11 protein-coding genes are annotated in these 15,158 nt (G+C 73.1%); 5 read left to right on the top strand and 6 right to left on the bottom strand.

The genetic code is table 11. The annotated features are described in order from the left end of the window. Positions 1-18: 18 nt before the first annotated feature. From ccrA to ABT160_RS04915, 3 genes are all read right to left on the bottom strand, one after another. Positions 19-1,356 carry a crotonyl-CoA carboxylase/reductase gene (gene ccrA / locus ABT160_RS04905; protein WP_351643591.1) on the bottom strand — a complete coding sequence of 446 codons (1,338 nt, stop codon included), beginning with the start codon at positions 1,354-1,356 and terminating at the stop codon, positions 19-21. Positions 1,357-1,761: 405 nt separating this feature from the next. After that, positions 1,762-2,580 (bottom strand): TetR family transcriptional regulator, encoded by an 819-nt coding sequence (locus ABT160_RS04910; RefSeq protein WP_351643593.1) that lies wholly within the window; start codon positions 2,578-2,580, stop codon positions 1,762-1,764. Between the two features lie 100 nt (positions 2,581-2,680). Further along, positions 2,681-4,486 (bottom strand): 3-hydroxyacyl-CoA dehydrogenase family protein, encoded by a 1,806-nt coding sequence (locus ABT160_RS04915; protein WP_351643595.1) that lies wholly within the window; start codon positions 4,484-4,486, stop codon positions 2,681-2,683. Positions 4,487-5,223: 737 nt separating this feature from the next. Here ABT160_RS04915 and ABT160_RS04920 point away from each other — a divergent pair. Continuing rightward, complete coding sequence (locus ABT160_RS04920; RefSeq protein ID WP_351643597.1) at positions 5,224-5,799, top strand: adenylosuccinate lyase; 576 nt, start codon at positions 5,224-5,226, stop codon at positions 5,797-5,799. A 121-nt stretch (positions 5,800-5,920) separates the two neighbouring features. Here ABT160_RS04920 and ABT160_RS04925 read toward each other — a convergent pair whose 3' ends face one another. From ABT160_RS04925 to ABT160_RS04935, 3 genes are all read right to left on the bottom strand, one after another. Next, on the bottom strand, positions 5,921-6,451 hold the full coding sequence (locus ABT160_RS04925) for a GNAT family N-acetyltransferase (protein WP_502984158.1): 531 nt from the start codon (positions 6,449-6,451) through the stop codon (positions 5,921-5,923). A gap of 233 nt (positions 6,452-6,684) precedes the next feature. Beyond that, positions 6,685-8,292 carry an alpha/beta hydrolase gene (locus ABT160_RS04930; RefSeq protein WP_351643599.1) on the bottom strand — a complete coding sequence of 536 codons (1,608 nt, stop codon included), beginning with the start codon at positions 8,290-8,292 and terminating at the stop codon, positions 6,685-6,687. 145 nt (positions 8,293-8,437) lie between these two features. Continuing rightward, the gene (locus ABT160_RS04935; protein WP_351643600.1) at positions 8,438-9,484 is read right to left on the bottom strand and encodes an Rv2578c family radical SAM protein; all 1,047 of its coding nucleotides are present in this window, start codon (positions 9,482-9,484) and stop codon (positions 8,438-8,440) included. A 199-nt stretch (positions 9,485-9,683) separates the two neighbouring features. On the opposite strand from ABT160_RS04935, the gene ABT160_RS04940 reads away from it, so the two are divergent. The 4 genes from ABT160_RS04940 (at position 9,684) to ABT160_RS04955 (ending at position 15,152) form a co-directional block, all read left to right on the top strand. Then, a complete protein-coding gene (locus ABT160_RS04940) occupies positions 9,684-10,127 on the top strand; it encodes an SRPBCC family protein (RefSeq protein ID WP_351643602.1) in 444 nt (147 codons plus the stop codon). 199 nt (positions 10,128-10,326) lie between these two features. Next, complete coding sequence (locus tag ABT160_RS04945) at positions 10,327-12,753, top strand: MFS transporter (protein WP_351643603.1); 2,427 nt, start codon at positions 10,327-10,329, stop codon at positions 12,751-12,753. Between the two features lie 241 nt (positions 12,754-12,994). Continuing rightward, positions 12,995-13,828, top strand: coding sequence for a M55 family metallopeptidase (locus tag ABT160_RS04950; protein ID WP_351643605.1), 834 nt, complete (start codon positions 12,995-12,997; stop codon positions 13,826-13,828). Beyond that, positions 13,821-15,152, top strand: a complete 1,332-nt coding sequence (locus ABT160_RS04955; protein WP_351643607.1) for a M20/M25/M40 family metallo-hydrolase — start codon at positions 13,821-13,823, stop codon at positions 15,150-15,152. Before ABT160_RS04950 ends, ABT160_RS04955 begins: the two co-directional genes overlap by 8 nt. Positions 15,153-15,158: the final 6 nt, after the last annotated feature.

Below are 15,158 nucleotides of genomic sequence, written 5' to 3' on the forward strand. Positions count from 1 at the left end.
GTGTGCTCCCCGGGATGTTCAGACGTTGCGGAAGCGGTTGATGGCGTCGATGTGCTGGGCGCGCTTGGCGTGGTCGCGCACGCCGAGCCCCTCCTCGGGGGCGAGTGCGAGGACGCCGACCTTGCCCTGGTGCAGGTTGCGGTGGACGTCGTAGGCGGCCTGGCCGGTCTCCTCGAGGGAGTAGACCTTGGAGAGGGTGGGGTGGATCTTGCCCTTGGCGATCAGGCGGTTGGCCTCCCAGGCCTCGCGGTAGTTGGCGAAGTGGGAGCCGATGATGCGCTTGAGCGACATCCACAGGTAGCGGTTGTCGTACTCGTGCATGTAGCCCGAGGTGGAGGCGCAGGTGGTGATGGTGCCGCCCTTGCGGGTGACGTACACGCTCGCGCCGAAGGTCTCGCGGCCCGGGTGCTCGAAGACGATGTCGATGTCCTCGCCGCCGGTGAACTCGCGGATGCGCTTGCCGAAGCGCTTCCACTCCTTGGGGTCCTGGGTGCGCTCGTCCTTCCAGAACTTGTAGCCCTCGGCGTTGCGGTCGATGACCGCCTCGGCGCCCATCGCGCGGCAGATGTCGGCCTTCTCGGGGCTGGAGACCACGCAGATGGGCGTGGCGCCGCCGGCCAGCGCGAACTGCGTGGCGTACGAGCCGAGTCCGCCGCTGGCGCCCCAGATGAGGACGTTGTCGCCCTGCTTCATCCCGGCGCCGTTGCGCGAGACCAGCTGGCGGTAGGCGGTGGAGTTGACCAGGCCGGGAGCGGCGGCCTCCTCCCAGCTGAGGTGGTCCGGCTTGGGCATCAGCTGGTTGGACTTGACCAGGGCGATCTCGGCCAGGCCGCCGAAGTTGGTCTCGAAGCCCCAGATGCGCTGCTCGGGGTCGAGCATCGTGTCGTTGTGGCCGTCGGAGGACTCCAGCTCGACGCTGAGGCAGTGCGCGACGACCTCGTCGCCGGGGTGCCAGGCGTTGACGCCGGGGCCGGTGCGCAGGACGACGCCGGCCAGGTCGGAGCCGATGACGTGGTAGGGCAGGTCGTGCCGCTTGGTGAGCTCGCTGACGCGGCCGTAGCGCTCCAGGAAGCCGAAGGTGGACAGCGGCTCGAAGATCGAGGTCCACACGGAGTTGTAGTTGACCGAGGAGGCCATGACGGCCACCAGGGCCTCGCCCGGGCCGAGTTCGGGCAGCGGCACCTCGTCCAGGTGCAGCGACTTGCGCGGGTCCTTGTCGCGGGTGGCGAGCCCGGCGAACATCTCGGTCTCGTCCTTGTGCACGGTGATCGCGCGGTACGACTCGGGGAGCTTGAGCGAGGCGAAGTCGGCCGGGGTGGACTCGGGCGACTGGATCGCGTCCAGGATTTCCTTCACGGTGGTGCCTCCGGCGAAGCGAGCCCCCTGTGCGGGGGCGGCTGAGGGAACGTCGGGAAGTGCTGCTGTGGAGGTGTGCCGTCGGTTCGGCCGGTGGTGCTTGGCAGCGCTGGTGAGCGCGGGAGGTTGCCTGTGACGCAGGCGTCCGGGCGCGCACCCCGATGGGGTGCGGGGACAGCCGGCACTCGATGTGATCTCGGTGCGCCGGCCGCCCGGACAACATCAACGTATGGCACCCCGTGACAGGTGACAAGGCACCGAGTGCCAAAAAGTTCTCTCACTTGAAAACTTCTCGTCACATATGAGCGATGATCGATCGAACCGGGGTGCCCGGACATGCGAAAAGGGACGTTCCCCCAGGGAACGCCCCTTCTCGTCCTACGGTCCTGCTACGGCCCGGCGCGCTCAGCCGCTGCGGCCCAGCGCCTTCCTGATGGTCCGCATGACCTCGTCCAGCGGTGCGTCCGTCCGGGCGACGGCGACCAGCACCTCGCCGTCCGACGACGCGGTCGCGGCCGGCGCGGCGGAGCCGTTCGCCCCCGCCTTGCGGCCCGCCCCGATGCCGGTGCCGAAGGTGTCCCGGACGATCGCGAAGGCGTGGTCGAGGTGGGTCTCCACGTCGCCCTGGCCGCCCGCCCGCAGCCAGCGGCGCAGCACGTGGTTGTGCGCGGTGACCACCGCGGACGCGGCCACCTCCGCCAGCAGCGGGTCGTCGTTGCCGTCGTGGTGGTCGCGCTCGTCGAAGTGGCCGAGCAGGTAGCGGGTGAACAGCCGCTCGTAGCGGGCCACCGACGCGATCTCCCGCTCGCGCAGCGTGGGCACCTCGCGGGTCAGCCGGTAGCGCTCCACGGAGACCGAGGGCGACGCCGCGTACATCTTCATGACTTCCTTGATGCCCCGGCAGACCGTGTCCAGCGGGTGCTCGTGCGCCGGGGCCGCGTTGAGCACGGCCTCCGCGCGCACCAGGGTGTCGTCGTGGTCCGGGAAGATCGCCTCCTCCTTGGACCGGAAGTGCCGGAAGAAGGTCCGCCGGGCCACCCCGGCCGCCGCCGCGATCTCGTCGACCGTCGTCGCCTCGTAACCCTTGGTGGCGAACAGTTCCATGGCCGCCGCCGCCAGCTCGCGGCGCATCTTGAGGCGCTGCGCGGCGGCGCGACTGCCTGCGGCACTTTCGGGCGCGTCGGGCGCGGCGCTGGCACGGGGTGTCTTCGACGGCTGGGGCATGAGCTGAACGTACTGCATTCGTGCAGGAGAGCGCGCCTGTGGGGCGGGGCTGCCCGAGGGGTCGAGCAGCCCTCCCCAGCCTCCAGGCGTCCCCGCGGCCTCAGCGCCGGGCATATTCCCGGAAGCCGCGTCCCGTCTTGCGGCCCAGGCAGCCCGCGGCCACCAGGTGCTCCAGCAGCGGCGCCGGGGCCAGGCCCGGGTCGCGGAACTCGCGGTGCAGCACCCGCTCGATGGCCAGCGACACGTCCAGGCCGACCACGTCGAGCAGCTCGAACGGGCCCATCGGGTAGCCGCCGCCGAGCCTCATGGCCGCGTCGATGTCGTCCAGCGACGCGTAGTGCTCCTGGACCATCTTCACGGCATTGTTCAGGTACGGGAAGAGCAGCGCGTTGACGATGAAGCCGGCCCGGTCGCCGCAGTCCACCGGGTGCTTGCGCACCTTGGCGGTGACCTCGCGGACGGTGGCGTGCACGTCGTCGGCGGTGAGCACCGTGCGCACCACCTCGACCAGCTTCATGGCCGGGGCCGGGTTGAAGAAGTGCATCCCGATGACGTCCTGCGGCCGCGAGGTGGCGCGGGCGCAGGCGATCACCGGCAGCGAGGAGGTGGTCGTCGCGAGCACCGCGCCCGGCTTGCAGACCTTGTCGAGCGCGGCGAACAGCGCCTGCTTGACCTCCAGGTCCTCGGCCACCGCCTCCACGGCCAGGTCGACCTCGGCGAACGCGTCGAGCGACCCGGCCGGGGTGATCCGCTCCAGGGCGGCCTCGCGGGCCTCGGCGGTCATCCGGCCCTTGTCCACCGAGCGGGCCAGCGACTTGGCGATGCGCGCCTTGGCGGTGTCGGCCTTCTCCGCGGAGCGGGCCGCGAGCACCACGGCGTACCCCGCCTTGGCGAACACCTCGGCGATCCCGGACGCCATGGTGCCCGAGCCGGCCACCCCGACGGAAGCCACCTCCCGCGCCCCGACGGCCAGTTCGGCGGTACGGGGGGTGAGCGCGTCCGGCATCACCACCGCGCTGCCCGGCGCCTCGTACGTGTAGAAGCCGCGCCCGGACTTGCGCCCGCTCAGGCCCGCCTCGCTGAGCTGCTTGAGGATGGGGGCGGGCGCGTGCAGCCGGTCGTGGGACTCGGAGTACATCGCCTCCAGGACCGTGCGCGCGGTGTCCACGCCGATCAGGTCGAGCAGGGCGAGCGGGCCCATGGGCAGGCCGCAGCCCAGCTTCATGGCCGCGTCGATGTCCTCGCGCGAGGCGTAGCGCGACTCGTACATCGCGGCGGCCTGGTTGAGGTAGCCGAACAGCAGCCCGTCCGCGACGAACCCGGGCCGGTCGCCGACCGCGACGGGCTCCTTGCCCAGGTCGATGGCGAGCGAGGTGACGGCGGCGACGGCGCCCGGCGCGGTCAGCACCGAGGAGACCACCTCGACCAGCTTCATGGCCGGGGCCGGGTTGAAGAAGTGCAGGCCGAGGACCCGCTCGGGGTGCCGGGAGTCGGCAGCGAGCCGGGTCACCGACAGCGCGTTGGTGCCGGTGGCCAGGACGGTGCCGGGACGCACGATCGCGTCCAGCGCGTGGAAGACCTGCTGCTTGGCCTCGTACGACTCCGGGACGACCTCGATCACCAGGTCGGCGTCGGCGGCGGCGTGCAGGTCGGTGAAGGTGCGGAAGCGGGCCAGCACGTCGCCGCGCTCGCGCTCGGTGATCCGTCCGCGCTCCACCGAGCGGGCGGTGGCGGCCTCCAGGGAGGCGACCGCCCGGCGGGTGGCCGCCTCGCTGATGTCGATGCCGACGACCTCGCGGCCCGCGCGGGCGAGGACCTCGGCGATGCCGGCGCCCATCGTGCCGAGGCCGACGACGGCGATGGTGGAGAGGGGACTCTCGTGAGGGGTGTCCACAGGGGTGTCCATCAGGGGACTCCAGGAATGAGTGACGACTGGGACGACTGGCTGCGCACGCGTACCGGTGCCCGATGCTCGGCGACGGGTACGGAGGTGCCGGTGCGGGAGGAACCGACGCGGACGCCAAGGGGCGCACCGCGTGCGGGAGTTGGGCGTCGTACGGAAGAGGGTGGACCGGCGCCGTCCGTGAGGGGACCGCGCGGTCACGGGAAGTCGTGCCGCGGCGCCGCGCCGTGGCGGCGCGAGCCGGGGATGCCGACCGACCCTGTCCCGGAGCCGAGTCGTGAAGTACCGCTGGGTGGTGCTGGGTTACCGCTGAACCGACGGAGCACTCACGGCGGCTGCGTCACCAGGCCGCCCTGAGGTGTGCGGGTGTGGTGGCCCGCTCACCTGAGATTAACCGGCGGGTAACGAGCGCGCCAGAGGTGGCGTGATCGATCATTGACGGATCGCGTGGGGTGTGTTGGGGGGTGTGGGGAGGGCGGAGTGGGGGTGCGGAGTAGGGGTGGTCCGGGGTGGTCCGGGGCGTGGGGCAGGTGGCGGTCGGGGCGTGTGGTCCGGGGTGAGCGGGGTGCCGTTCGGGGTGAGCGGGGGTGCCGTTCGGGCTGTGGGCCGGGGCGGTCGGTGGTGCGTTCGGGGCGTGCGGTCCTGGGTGGTCGGTGCGGGGTGGTGGTCCGGGCGGCTGCGGCGGACCGGCGTGACGGAAGCGCGATCATGGAGCCGTCCCCGGGCGTAGAGTGATCCGCATGGACGCGGAACTGCAGTCGCTCGCCCACCGGTTGAGGGAGGAATCCGGGGACGGGGCGCAGGGCGCCGCGCTCGACCGGCTCCTGGCCACCCGGGACCACGACGAACTGGCCGCCGTCCTCACCGAGTCCGGCCGCCCCCTGTGGGCGCGCGAACTGGCCGCCTTCCGGCTCGGCCTCGCGGGCGACCGGCGCGCCTTCGAGGCCCTGGTGCTGCTCCTCAACCACCGCGACCCCGACCGCTGCGTGACCGCCGCCTACGCGCTCGCCCGGCTCGGCGACCCGCGCACCCCGCGCGCGGCCGCCGCGCTGGCCACCAACGAGCTGCGCGTGGCCTACGCGCTCTCACCGGTGCGGCTGCTCGTCGAGCTGCGCGCCCCCGAGTCCGTGCCCGCGCTCATCACCGTATTGGCGCGCCGTCTCGCCCCGCACGACCCGCACTGGCGGGTCGGCGTGGCCTGCGCCGAGGGTCTTGGCGCGCTCGGCGACGAGCGGGCCCGCCCGGTCCTCGAAGAGGCCCGGGCCCACCCGCGCCTGGCCCTCGCCGCGGCCCAGGCGCTGCGACGGCTGGGCTGAGAGGGCGGGTCGCCGAGGGGGCAGGGTCGCGAGGGTACGGGCCGCGGCGGTGCGGCCGGGGGCTCCGCGTGCCCGGGCGGACCGGGACCCTGACCCCGTGCCACAGGCCCCCCGCCCGTGGCTACCCGCGCGGCAGCTCCCGTACGTAACGCACCTCGGCGACCGTGACCCCGTCCACCTCGAAGGGCTCCTCCGCGCCGTCCGGCACGTACCCCGCGCGCTCGTAGAACCGGCGGGCCCGGCCGTTCTCCTTCAGGACCCACAGCCGCAGCTCCCGGTAGCCGTCGGCGACCGCCCGCGACTGGGCCTCGGCCAGCAGCGCCCAGCCCACGCCCGTCGACACCCGCCGCGGCAGTACGTAGATCGCGTACAGCTCGCCCAGGCCGGGCACCGCGCCCTCCGCGTCGTCCTCGCGGTAGGGCCCGTACGCCGCCCAGCCCAGGACCTCCCCGTCCGCCTCGGCCACCAGCTGCACGGTGCCCCGGTTGCCCTCGGCGAACAGCTCCTTGCGCCGCACCGTCTCCTCGGCCACGTCCATCGCGTCCAGGTAGGAGTCGGGTATCAGCCCGGCGTACGCGAACTGCCAGCCGCGCACCCGCACCTCGGCGACCGCCGCGCAGTCCGCCTCGCGCATCTCCCGGATCCGGGTCACGACGCGGACCCTGTGACGGGCCCGGTCCCGGGCGCCCGGACGGCGGCGGGCAGCGCGGGGGCGGCCGGGGCGTGCGCCGGTTCGTGCGCCGGAGCGGAAGGGCGTCTGGTGCTCATGGCCCTCATCCTGGCGCATGCCACTGACAATCGGCACGCAAAATACCGCCCGGGCCGATCCGGCCCGGGCGGCACTCCTCCCACCTGCCCCGCAACGCGCTTGCGGTCAGGGCCCGTTCAGCTCCCCGGGGTGAAGCCGAGCAGCCCGTGCAGGGCCGCCCCGCCCGTCGCCGCCCCGGTGATCCCGGCCGCCTTCGTCACCGAGGGCGCCGCCGGCGTGGGGTCCGGGACCTTGGCGCAGACCGCGTCCGCGTCGCCGTGCCCGCTGCCCCGGGGCACCTTGCCGGTGTCCAGGTACTGCGCCAGGTAGCGGTCCAGGCAGGCGTTCCCGCCCAAGGTGATCGCGTGGTTGCCGCCGCCCTGCTCCACCACCAGGCTGGAGCCGCGCAGCAGCCGGTGCACGGCCACGCCGCCCGGGTAGGGGGTGGCCGGGTCGTCGGTCGCCTGGAACAGCAGCACCGGCGGCAGTTCGCGGTTGGCCAGGCCCGGCTGCTTCAGCGAGCCCACCGGCCAGGTCGCGCACGGCGCGTTGTACCAGGCGTTGTTCCAGGTGGTGAACGGCGCCTTCTTGTAGACCTCCTGGTTGTCCTCGCGCCAGGTGTCCCAGTCGCGCGGCCAGCGCGCGTCGCGGCACTGCACGGCCGCGTACACCGAGTAGCCGTTGTCCCCGGAGGCGTCGATCGCCGCGAAGGCGCGGTAGGTGTCGACCAGCGGGGCGGTGTCGTGCCCGTTGGCGTACGCGGCGAACGCCTCGGCCAGGTAGGGCCAGTAGCCGTTGTAGTAGCCGCCGGGCAGGAAGGTGTCCTCCAGCTCGGCCGCGCCGACCACCCCGCCCGCGGGACGGGCACGCAGCTCGCGCTGCATCGCGTACCACTTCGCCTCGACCTTCGCCGGATCGGTGCCCAGGTGGTAGGCGGAGTCGTACTTCGCCGTCCAGGCGAGGAAGGCCTTCTGGCGGGCGTCGAAGCCGAGGTCCTGGCTGAGGTTGTCGTCGTACCAGACGCCGCGCGGGTCGACCACGGAGTCGAGGACCAGGCGGCGCACCCGCTCGGGGAACAGGCGCGCGTAGACCGCGCCGAGGTAGGTGCCGTAGGAGTAGCCGAAGTAGTTGATCTTCCGGGCGCCCAGTGCCTTCCGGACGGAGTCCAGGTCGCGCGCGGTGCTCAGGGTGTCGATGTGGCGCAGCAGGGAGCCGTACTTCTTGCCGCAGGCGGCGGCGAAGGACGCGGCGCGCGCCCGGTTGGTCCGCTCGTCGCGCGCGCCGAGCGGCACGGAGGCCGGGCGCACGGGGTCGAAGTAGCCGGGCACGCAGTCCAGCGCGGGACTGCTCTTGCCGACGCCGCGCGGGTCGAACCCGATCACGTCGTACTGCGCGGCCGTCGCGGCGGGCAGCGAGGCCGCGACGAACCCGGCCAGGGTGAGGCCGCTGGCCCCGGGGCCGCCGGGGTTGACGAGCAGCGGGCCCTGGTAGGTCTTCGCGGTGTGCGCGACCCGCGACAGGGCCAGCGTGATCTGCTGCCCGCGCGGGGCGTCGTGGTCCAGCGGGACCCGGACCGAGGAGCACTCCAGCCGCGGGTAGTCGTCGGTGGGACACGGCGTCCACTTCAGGGACGAGGCCGTCTCCTGGAGGGGGTCGGTGCGCGGCTGGGCCGCCGACGGCAGGGCCGACAGCAGTCCGGCGGTCAGGGTCGCCACCCCGATGAGTACTCCTGCGCGTTTCTTCACTTGGCCTCCCGGTCGGAAGGGAACGCGGCTGTGGGTCCCCACAGCCCCCGCCGCATGGTGCCGGACGGGGCGTACGGGAGGGGCGCGTTCTGCCGGGACTTGACCTGATCGAGGGGTTCGGGGCCGCGGGGTCTCCGGCCGGGGCTCAGAGCAGGGTCAGCTGCGTGGGGCCGTCCTCGCGCGCGTGCGCGTGGTGCTCGGGCACCGGGACGCGGCGGGCGGCGCCGCGCCCGGCGGGGCCGATCCCGTACTCGGCGGCGAGCTCGTGCACGTACCGGGTGATGCGCCGCTGGTACCAGGTGGGCGCGTACGCCCCGTCCGCGTACAGCCGCTCGTAGCGCCCCACCAGCTCCGGGTGCAGCCGCCGCAGCCAGCTGAAGAACCACTCCCGCGCGCCCGGGCGCAGGTGCAGCACCAGCGGGGTCACCGAGGTCGCACCGGCCTCGGCGATCGCGCGGACGGTGGCCCGCAGCTGTTCGGGCCGGTCGCCCAGGAACGGGATCACGGGCGCCATCAGCACCCCGCACCCGATGCCGTGGTCGCCGAGCGTCCGTACGACGTCCAGGCGCCGCTCGGGGGCCGGGGTGCCCGGCTCCACGGTGCGCCACAGCTCCTCGTCGGTGAAGCCCACCGAGACGCAGACGCCCACCTCGGTCACCTCGTTGGCCTGCCGCAGCAGCTCCAGGTCGCGCAGGACCAGGGTGCCCTTGGTGAGCACGGAGAACGGGTTGGCGCGGTCGCGCAGCGCGGCCAGGATGCCGGGCATCAGCCGGTAGCGGCCCTCGGCCCGCTGGTAGCAGTCGACGTTGGTGCCCATCGCGACGTGCGCGCCCTGCCAGCGGGGCGAGGCGAGCTGGCGGCGCAGCACCTCGGCGGCGTTGGTCTTGACCACGATCTGGGAGTCGAAGCCCAGGCCGGTGTCCAGGTCCAGGTAGCCGTGCGTCTTGCGGGCGAAGCAGTACACGCACGCGTGCGTGCAGCCCCGGTAGGGGTTCACGGTCCACTCGAACGGCATGCGGGAGGCGCCCGGCACCCGGTTGAGGACCGAGCGGGCCCGCACCTCGTGGAAGGTGATGCCCCGGAACTCCGGGGTGTCGAAGGTACGGGTGGTCACCGCGTCCGTGCCGAACAGGGCGCCGTCCGTGCTCCCGGCCGGCCCGCCGTCGCGGTCGCTGAGGTGGTCCCAGCGCATGGGCGCCTCCTTCGGGGCTGTCGTCTCGGGTCGCTCGCGTCCCTCTCGTACCCCAGAATAGAACACCTGTTCCCTTCGTGGTCGCAACCCGGATTTTGGGCGGCCCCCGCACAGGTGGTTGGCTGTTCCCGCCCCCGTGGCCCGCCCTGGCGGGCCCACCCGGTGGGGTCCCGTAAGAACGAGTGCTGGAGGAACTGGCATGGCGCAGGTAGAGGCCACGACGGAACGGATCATCGCGGCGGACGCGGAGACGGTGTTCGACGCGCTGGCCGACTACAAGGACACCCGCGCGAAGCTCCTGCCCGAGCACTTCAGCGAGTACGAGGTGCGCGAGGGCGGCGACGGCGAGGGCACCCTGGTGCACTGGAAGCTCCAGGCCACCAGCAAGCGCGTGCGCGACTGCCTGCTGGAGGTCAGCGAGCCGACCGACGGACAGCTGGTGGAGAAGGACCGCAACTCCTCCATGGTCACCACCTGGACCGTCACCCCGGCCGGTGAGGGCCAGTCCAAGGCCGTCGTCTCCTCCGTGTGGAACGGCGCGGGCGGCATCGGCGGCTTCTTCGAGCGGACCTTCGCCCCCAAGGGCCTCGGCCGGATCTACGACGCCGTGCTCGCCAAGCTCGCCGCCGAAGTGGAGAAGTAGCCCTCCGCGCACCCCTGTTGAGTGGTCCGGGCACTCACCGGATCGAGTGGATTCGCGTGCGGGGGTGTTGTACGGCGTAGGGGCTCCGACCGGCGCACTTGCCGATTCCGCACGCTCCCGGCGCGACTCGTCGCGCTTGCCCTCCGTTGTCGCGTAATGCGAGAAATGGGCGGCGCAGGCGCGACGAGGGGAGCAGCAGGTGGGCGGGATCACGTTGGTCAAGGACGGGCACGTCGTCACGGACGACGGCCCGGGGCCCGGCTCCGCCACCGGGGCGCCCCCGCCGCCGTCCCCACCGGGACTGGCCGCGACGGAGGCCCTCAGCCCCCGCCAAGTCCGGCTGGTCTTCGTCGGGTTGATGCTCGCGCTGCTGCTCGCCGCGCTGGAGCAGATGATCGTCGCCACCGCACTGCCCAAGATCGTGGGCGAGTTGCAGGGCCTGGACCGGATGCCGTGGGCGATCACCGCCTACCTGCTGACCTCCACCATCGGCCTGCCGGTCTACGGCAAGCTCGGCGACCTCCTGGGCCGCAAGGGCGTCTTCCAGTTCGCCATCGTGGTGTTCGTCATCGGCTCCGCCCTCGCGGGCTGGTCGCGCACCATGGACCAGCTGATCGCCTTCCGCGCCCTCCAGGGCATCGGCGCGGGCGGCCTCATGATCGGCGTGCAGGCGATCATCGCGGACATCGTGCCGCCCCGCGAACGCGGCCGCTTCATGGGCCTGATCGGCGCCGCCTTCGGTCTCGCCTCGGTCGCCGGACCCCTGCTCGGCGGCTTCTTCACCGACCACGTCTCCTGGCGCTGGTGCTTCTACTTCAACGTGCCCTTCGGCCTGGTCACCCTCGCCGTCATCACCGTCGTCCTCAAGCTGCCCAGGCCGCGCGTCCGGGCCCGCTTCGACTTCCTGGGCACCCTGCTGCTCGCCGCGTTCTCCACCTGCCTGGTCCTGCTGACCAGTTGGGGCGGCAGCGAGTACGCGTGGGGCTCGCGCCAGATCATCGGCCTGGCCGCCGGCGCCGTGGGAAGCCTCCTGCTGCTCGTGGCCGTCGAGTCGCGCGCCGCCGAACCCCTCATCCCGCTGCGGCTGTTCCGCGACTCCGTGTTCAACATCTCCGGCCTGATCGGCGCGGTCGTCGGCGTCGCCCTGTTCGGCGCCGCCAGCTACCTGCCCACCTTCCTGCAGATGGTCGACGGGGCCACCGCCACCGAGTCCGGCCTGCTGATGCTCCCCATGATGGGCGGCATCGTCGGCGCCTCCATCGTCTCCGGCCAGCTCATCAGCCGCACCGGCCACTACCGGATCTACCCGATCCTCGGCACCGGCGTCTCCGCCGTCGGCATGTGGCTGCTCTCCCGCCTCGAAACCGACACCCCGCGCCTGGAGTACAGCCTCTGGCAGGCCGTGCTCGGCATCGGCATCGGCCTGGTCATGCCCGTCCTCGTGCTCGCCGTGCAGAACTCCGTACGGCCCGCCGACCTCGGCACCGCCACCAGTGCCAACAACTACTTCCGGCAGATCGGCGGCAGCGTCGGCGCCGCGGTGTTCGGCACGCTCTTCGCCGCCCGCCTCACCGACGCGCTCGCCGACCGGCTGCCGGCCGGGGCCGGCCTGCCCGACCCCGAGTCGATCACCCCGCAGGTCGTCCACTCGCTGCCGCCCGCGCTGCGCGACGCGTACGTCCAGGCGTACGCGGACGCCATGCCGAGGATCTTCCTCTACCTCGTGCCGGTCCTCGTGCTCGGACTGCTCATCGCCTTCTTCCTCAAGGAGAAACCGCTGGTGTCCCACAACGCCCCCGTCACCGACACGGCCCCCCTCCCCACGACCGCGCCCGTCCCGGCCGCCCGCGCCGCGCCGTCCTTCGGCTCCGGCGTCCCGGTCTGCGGCACCGTCCAGCACCACGACGGCAGCTGCGTCCCGCGCGCCGCGCTCACCCTGATCGACGTCCACGGCCAGCAGGTCGGCCGGGGCGCCAGCGGCGAGGACGGCCGGTACGCGCTGAGCGTGCCCGGGGCCGGGGCGTACGTGATGATCGCCGCCGCCGGAGGCCACCAGCCGCAGGCGGTGTCCGTCACCGTCGGCGAGCGCCCCGTCGACCTCGACGTGGTCCTCGGCGGCGCCGGACGCCTCGCGGGCACCGTGCTGACCCCCGACGGCGCCCCCGTGCGCGACGCCTCCGTCACCCTCACCGACGTGCGCGGCGAGGTCGTCGCCACCACCCGCAGCGGCCGCGAGGGCACCTACACCATCGGCGAACTGGTCGCCGGCGAGTACACCCTCGCCGCCAGCGCCCCCGCCTTCCGCCCGGCCGCCCTCCCGGTGAGCGTGCAGTCCTCCCGCGAGACCCGCCAGGACGTCGAACTGGCCGGCGGCGCCGTGCTGCGCGGCACCGTGCGGGCCGGCGGCGGACGGCCCGTGGAGGACGCCCGGGTCACCCTCCTCGACGCCGCCGGGAACGTCGTCGACACCCTCACCACGGGCGCCGACGGCACCTTCCGCTTCGTCGACCTCTCCTCCGGCGAGTACACCGTGATCGCCGCCGGCTACCCGCCGGTCGCCACCGTCCTCCAGGTCGCCGGGGGCGGCCGCACCGAGCGCGACCTCCAGCTCGGCCACGAGGACTGACCGGCCCGCGACACCGCCCCCTCGTCCGGCCCGGGGGCGACGGACCGCATTCCTGCGGTCCGTCGCCCCCGAGGCACGTCCGCGAACACGCCGGGCGCCGACGGGCAGGGCGTCCAACTGCCGTCGAACTGCCCTCGAAATGGCTGGTCGTGGGCCACAACGGGTGAACCAGAGGTCTGGTCCACCGACAGTTATCCACAGGGCTGGCCCGGCCGCCGGGCGGCGCGTACGGTTTCCAGGCATGAAGATCCTGATCAGCGCCGACATGGAGGGCGCCACCGGAGTCACCTGGCCGGCCGACGTGCTGCCCGGGACGCCCCAGTGGGAGCGCTGCCGCTCGATGTTCACCTCCGACGTGAACGCGGCGGTGCTCGGCTTCCTCGACGGCGGCGCCGACCAGGTGCTGGTCAACGAGGCCCACTGGACCATGCGCAACCTGCTCCTCGAGCGGCTCGACGACCGCGCCGAGATGCTCACCGGGCGCCACAAGTCGCTCTCCATGGTGGAGGGCGTGCAGCACGGTGACGTGGACGGCGTGGCCTTCGTCGGGTACCACACGGGCGCGGGCGCCGAGGGCGTCCTCGCCCACACCTACCTCGCCAACTCCATCACCGGGGTGTGGCTCGACGGCGAGCGCGCCAGCGAGGGCCTGCTCAACGCACGGGTGGCCGCCGAGTTCGGAGTGCCCGTCATCCTGGTCACCGGCGACGACCTCACCTGCGAGGACGCCCTGGGATACGCGCCGGAGGCCCGCAAGGTCGCCGTCAAGGACCACGTCTCGCGGTACGCGGCGGTGTGCCGCACCCCGGCGCGCACGGCCGCCGACATCCGGGCCGCCGCCCGGGACGCCACCGCGATCGCCGTGCGCCACCGGCCCGTCGACGCCGGGCCGTTCACGGTGCAGGTGGAGTTCGACGCCGAGCACCTGGCCGCCGCCGCGACCGTCGTCCCCGGCGTGGCGCGGACCGGGGAGCGCAGGATCGCCTACACCAGTACGACCATGTACGAGTGCATTCGCACGTTCAAGGCGGTCACGACGATCGTGTCGGCCGCCGTGGAGGAGCAGTATGGCTGACGTGACGCCTCTGGACGCCCGGGCCCTCGACGAGGTGGTGGACTTCACCTCCGAGCTGATCCGCGTGGACACCACCAACCGCGGCGCGGGGGACTGCCGGGAGCGGCCCGCGGCGGAGTACGCGGCGGAGAAGCTGGCCGGAGCGGGCCTCGAACCGCTCCTCCTGGAGCGCACCCCGGGCCGCACCAACGTCGTCGCCCGCATCGAGGGCACCGACCCGTCCGCAGACGCCCTGCTCGTCCACGGCCACCTCGACGTGGTGCCCGCCGAACCGGCCGACTGGAGCGTCCACCCCTTCTCCGGCGAGGTCCGCGACGGCGTCGTGTGGGGGCGCGGCGCCATCGACATGAAGAACATGGACGCGATGGTGCTCTCCGTGGTGCGGTCCTGGGCCCGCACCGGGACGCGGCCCCGGCGCGACATCGTGATCGCGTTCACCGCGGACGAGGAGGCCAGCGCCGTCGACGGCTCCGGCTACCTGGCCGACCACCACCCCGGCCTCTTCGAGGGCTGTACGGAGGGCGTCAGCGAGTCCGGCGCGTTCACCTTCCACGCCGGACCCGGCCTCGCCCTCTACCCGATCGCCGCCGGCGAGCGCGGCACCGCCTGGATCGAGCTCACCGCCCACGGCAAGGCCGGCCACGGGTCCAAGGTCAACCAGGCCAACGCGGTCAGCAGGCTCGCCGCCGCCGTCGCCCGCATCGGCGACCACACCTGGCCGGTCCGCCTCACCCCGACCGTGCGCGCCGCCCTCGCCGAACTGGCCGCGGTGCACGGCATCGAGACCGACGTCCACGCCCCCGACTTCGACGCCGACCTGCTGCTCGACAAGCTCGGCCCGGCCGCCGCCCTGGTCGCGCCCACCGTCCGCAACAGCGCCAACCCGACCATGCTGAACGCCGGGTACAAGATCAACGTGATCCCGGGGCACGCCGTCGCCCACGTCGACGGACGCGTCCTGCCCGGCGGCGAGGACGAGTTCCGCGAGACCCTCGACCGGCTCACCGGACCCCACGTCGACTGGGAGTTCCAGCACCGCGAGGTCGCCCTCCAGGCCCCGGTCGACTCGCCGACGTACGCACGGATGCGCGCCGCCATCGAGCGCTTCGACCCCGCCGCGCGCGTCGTCCCGTACTGCATGTCGGGCGGCACCGACGCCAAGCAGTTCTCCCGGCTCGGCATCACCGGCTACGGCTTCTCCCCGCTGAAACTGCCCGTCGGCTTCGACTACCAGGCCCTGTTCCACGGCGTCGACGAGCGCGTTCCCGTCGACGCCCTGCACTTCGGCGTCCGCGCCCTCGACCACTTCCTGCAGACCGCATAGGGGGAT

This window comes from Streptomyces sp. NPDC001941 (assembly GCF_040296945.1).
GTDB lineage: Bacteria > Actinomycetota > Actinomycetes > Streptomycetales > Streptomycetaceae > Streptomyces.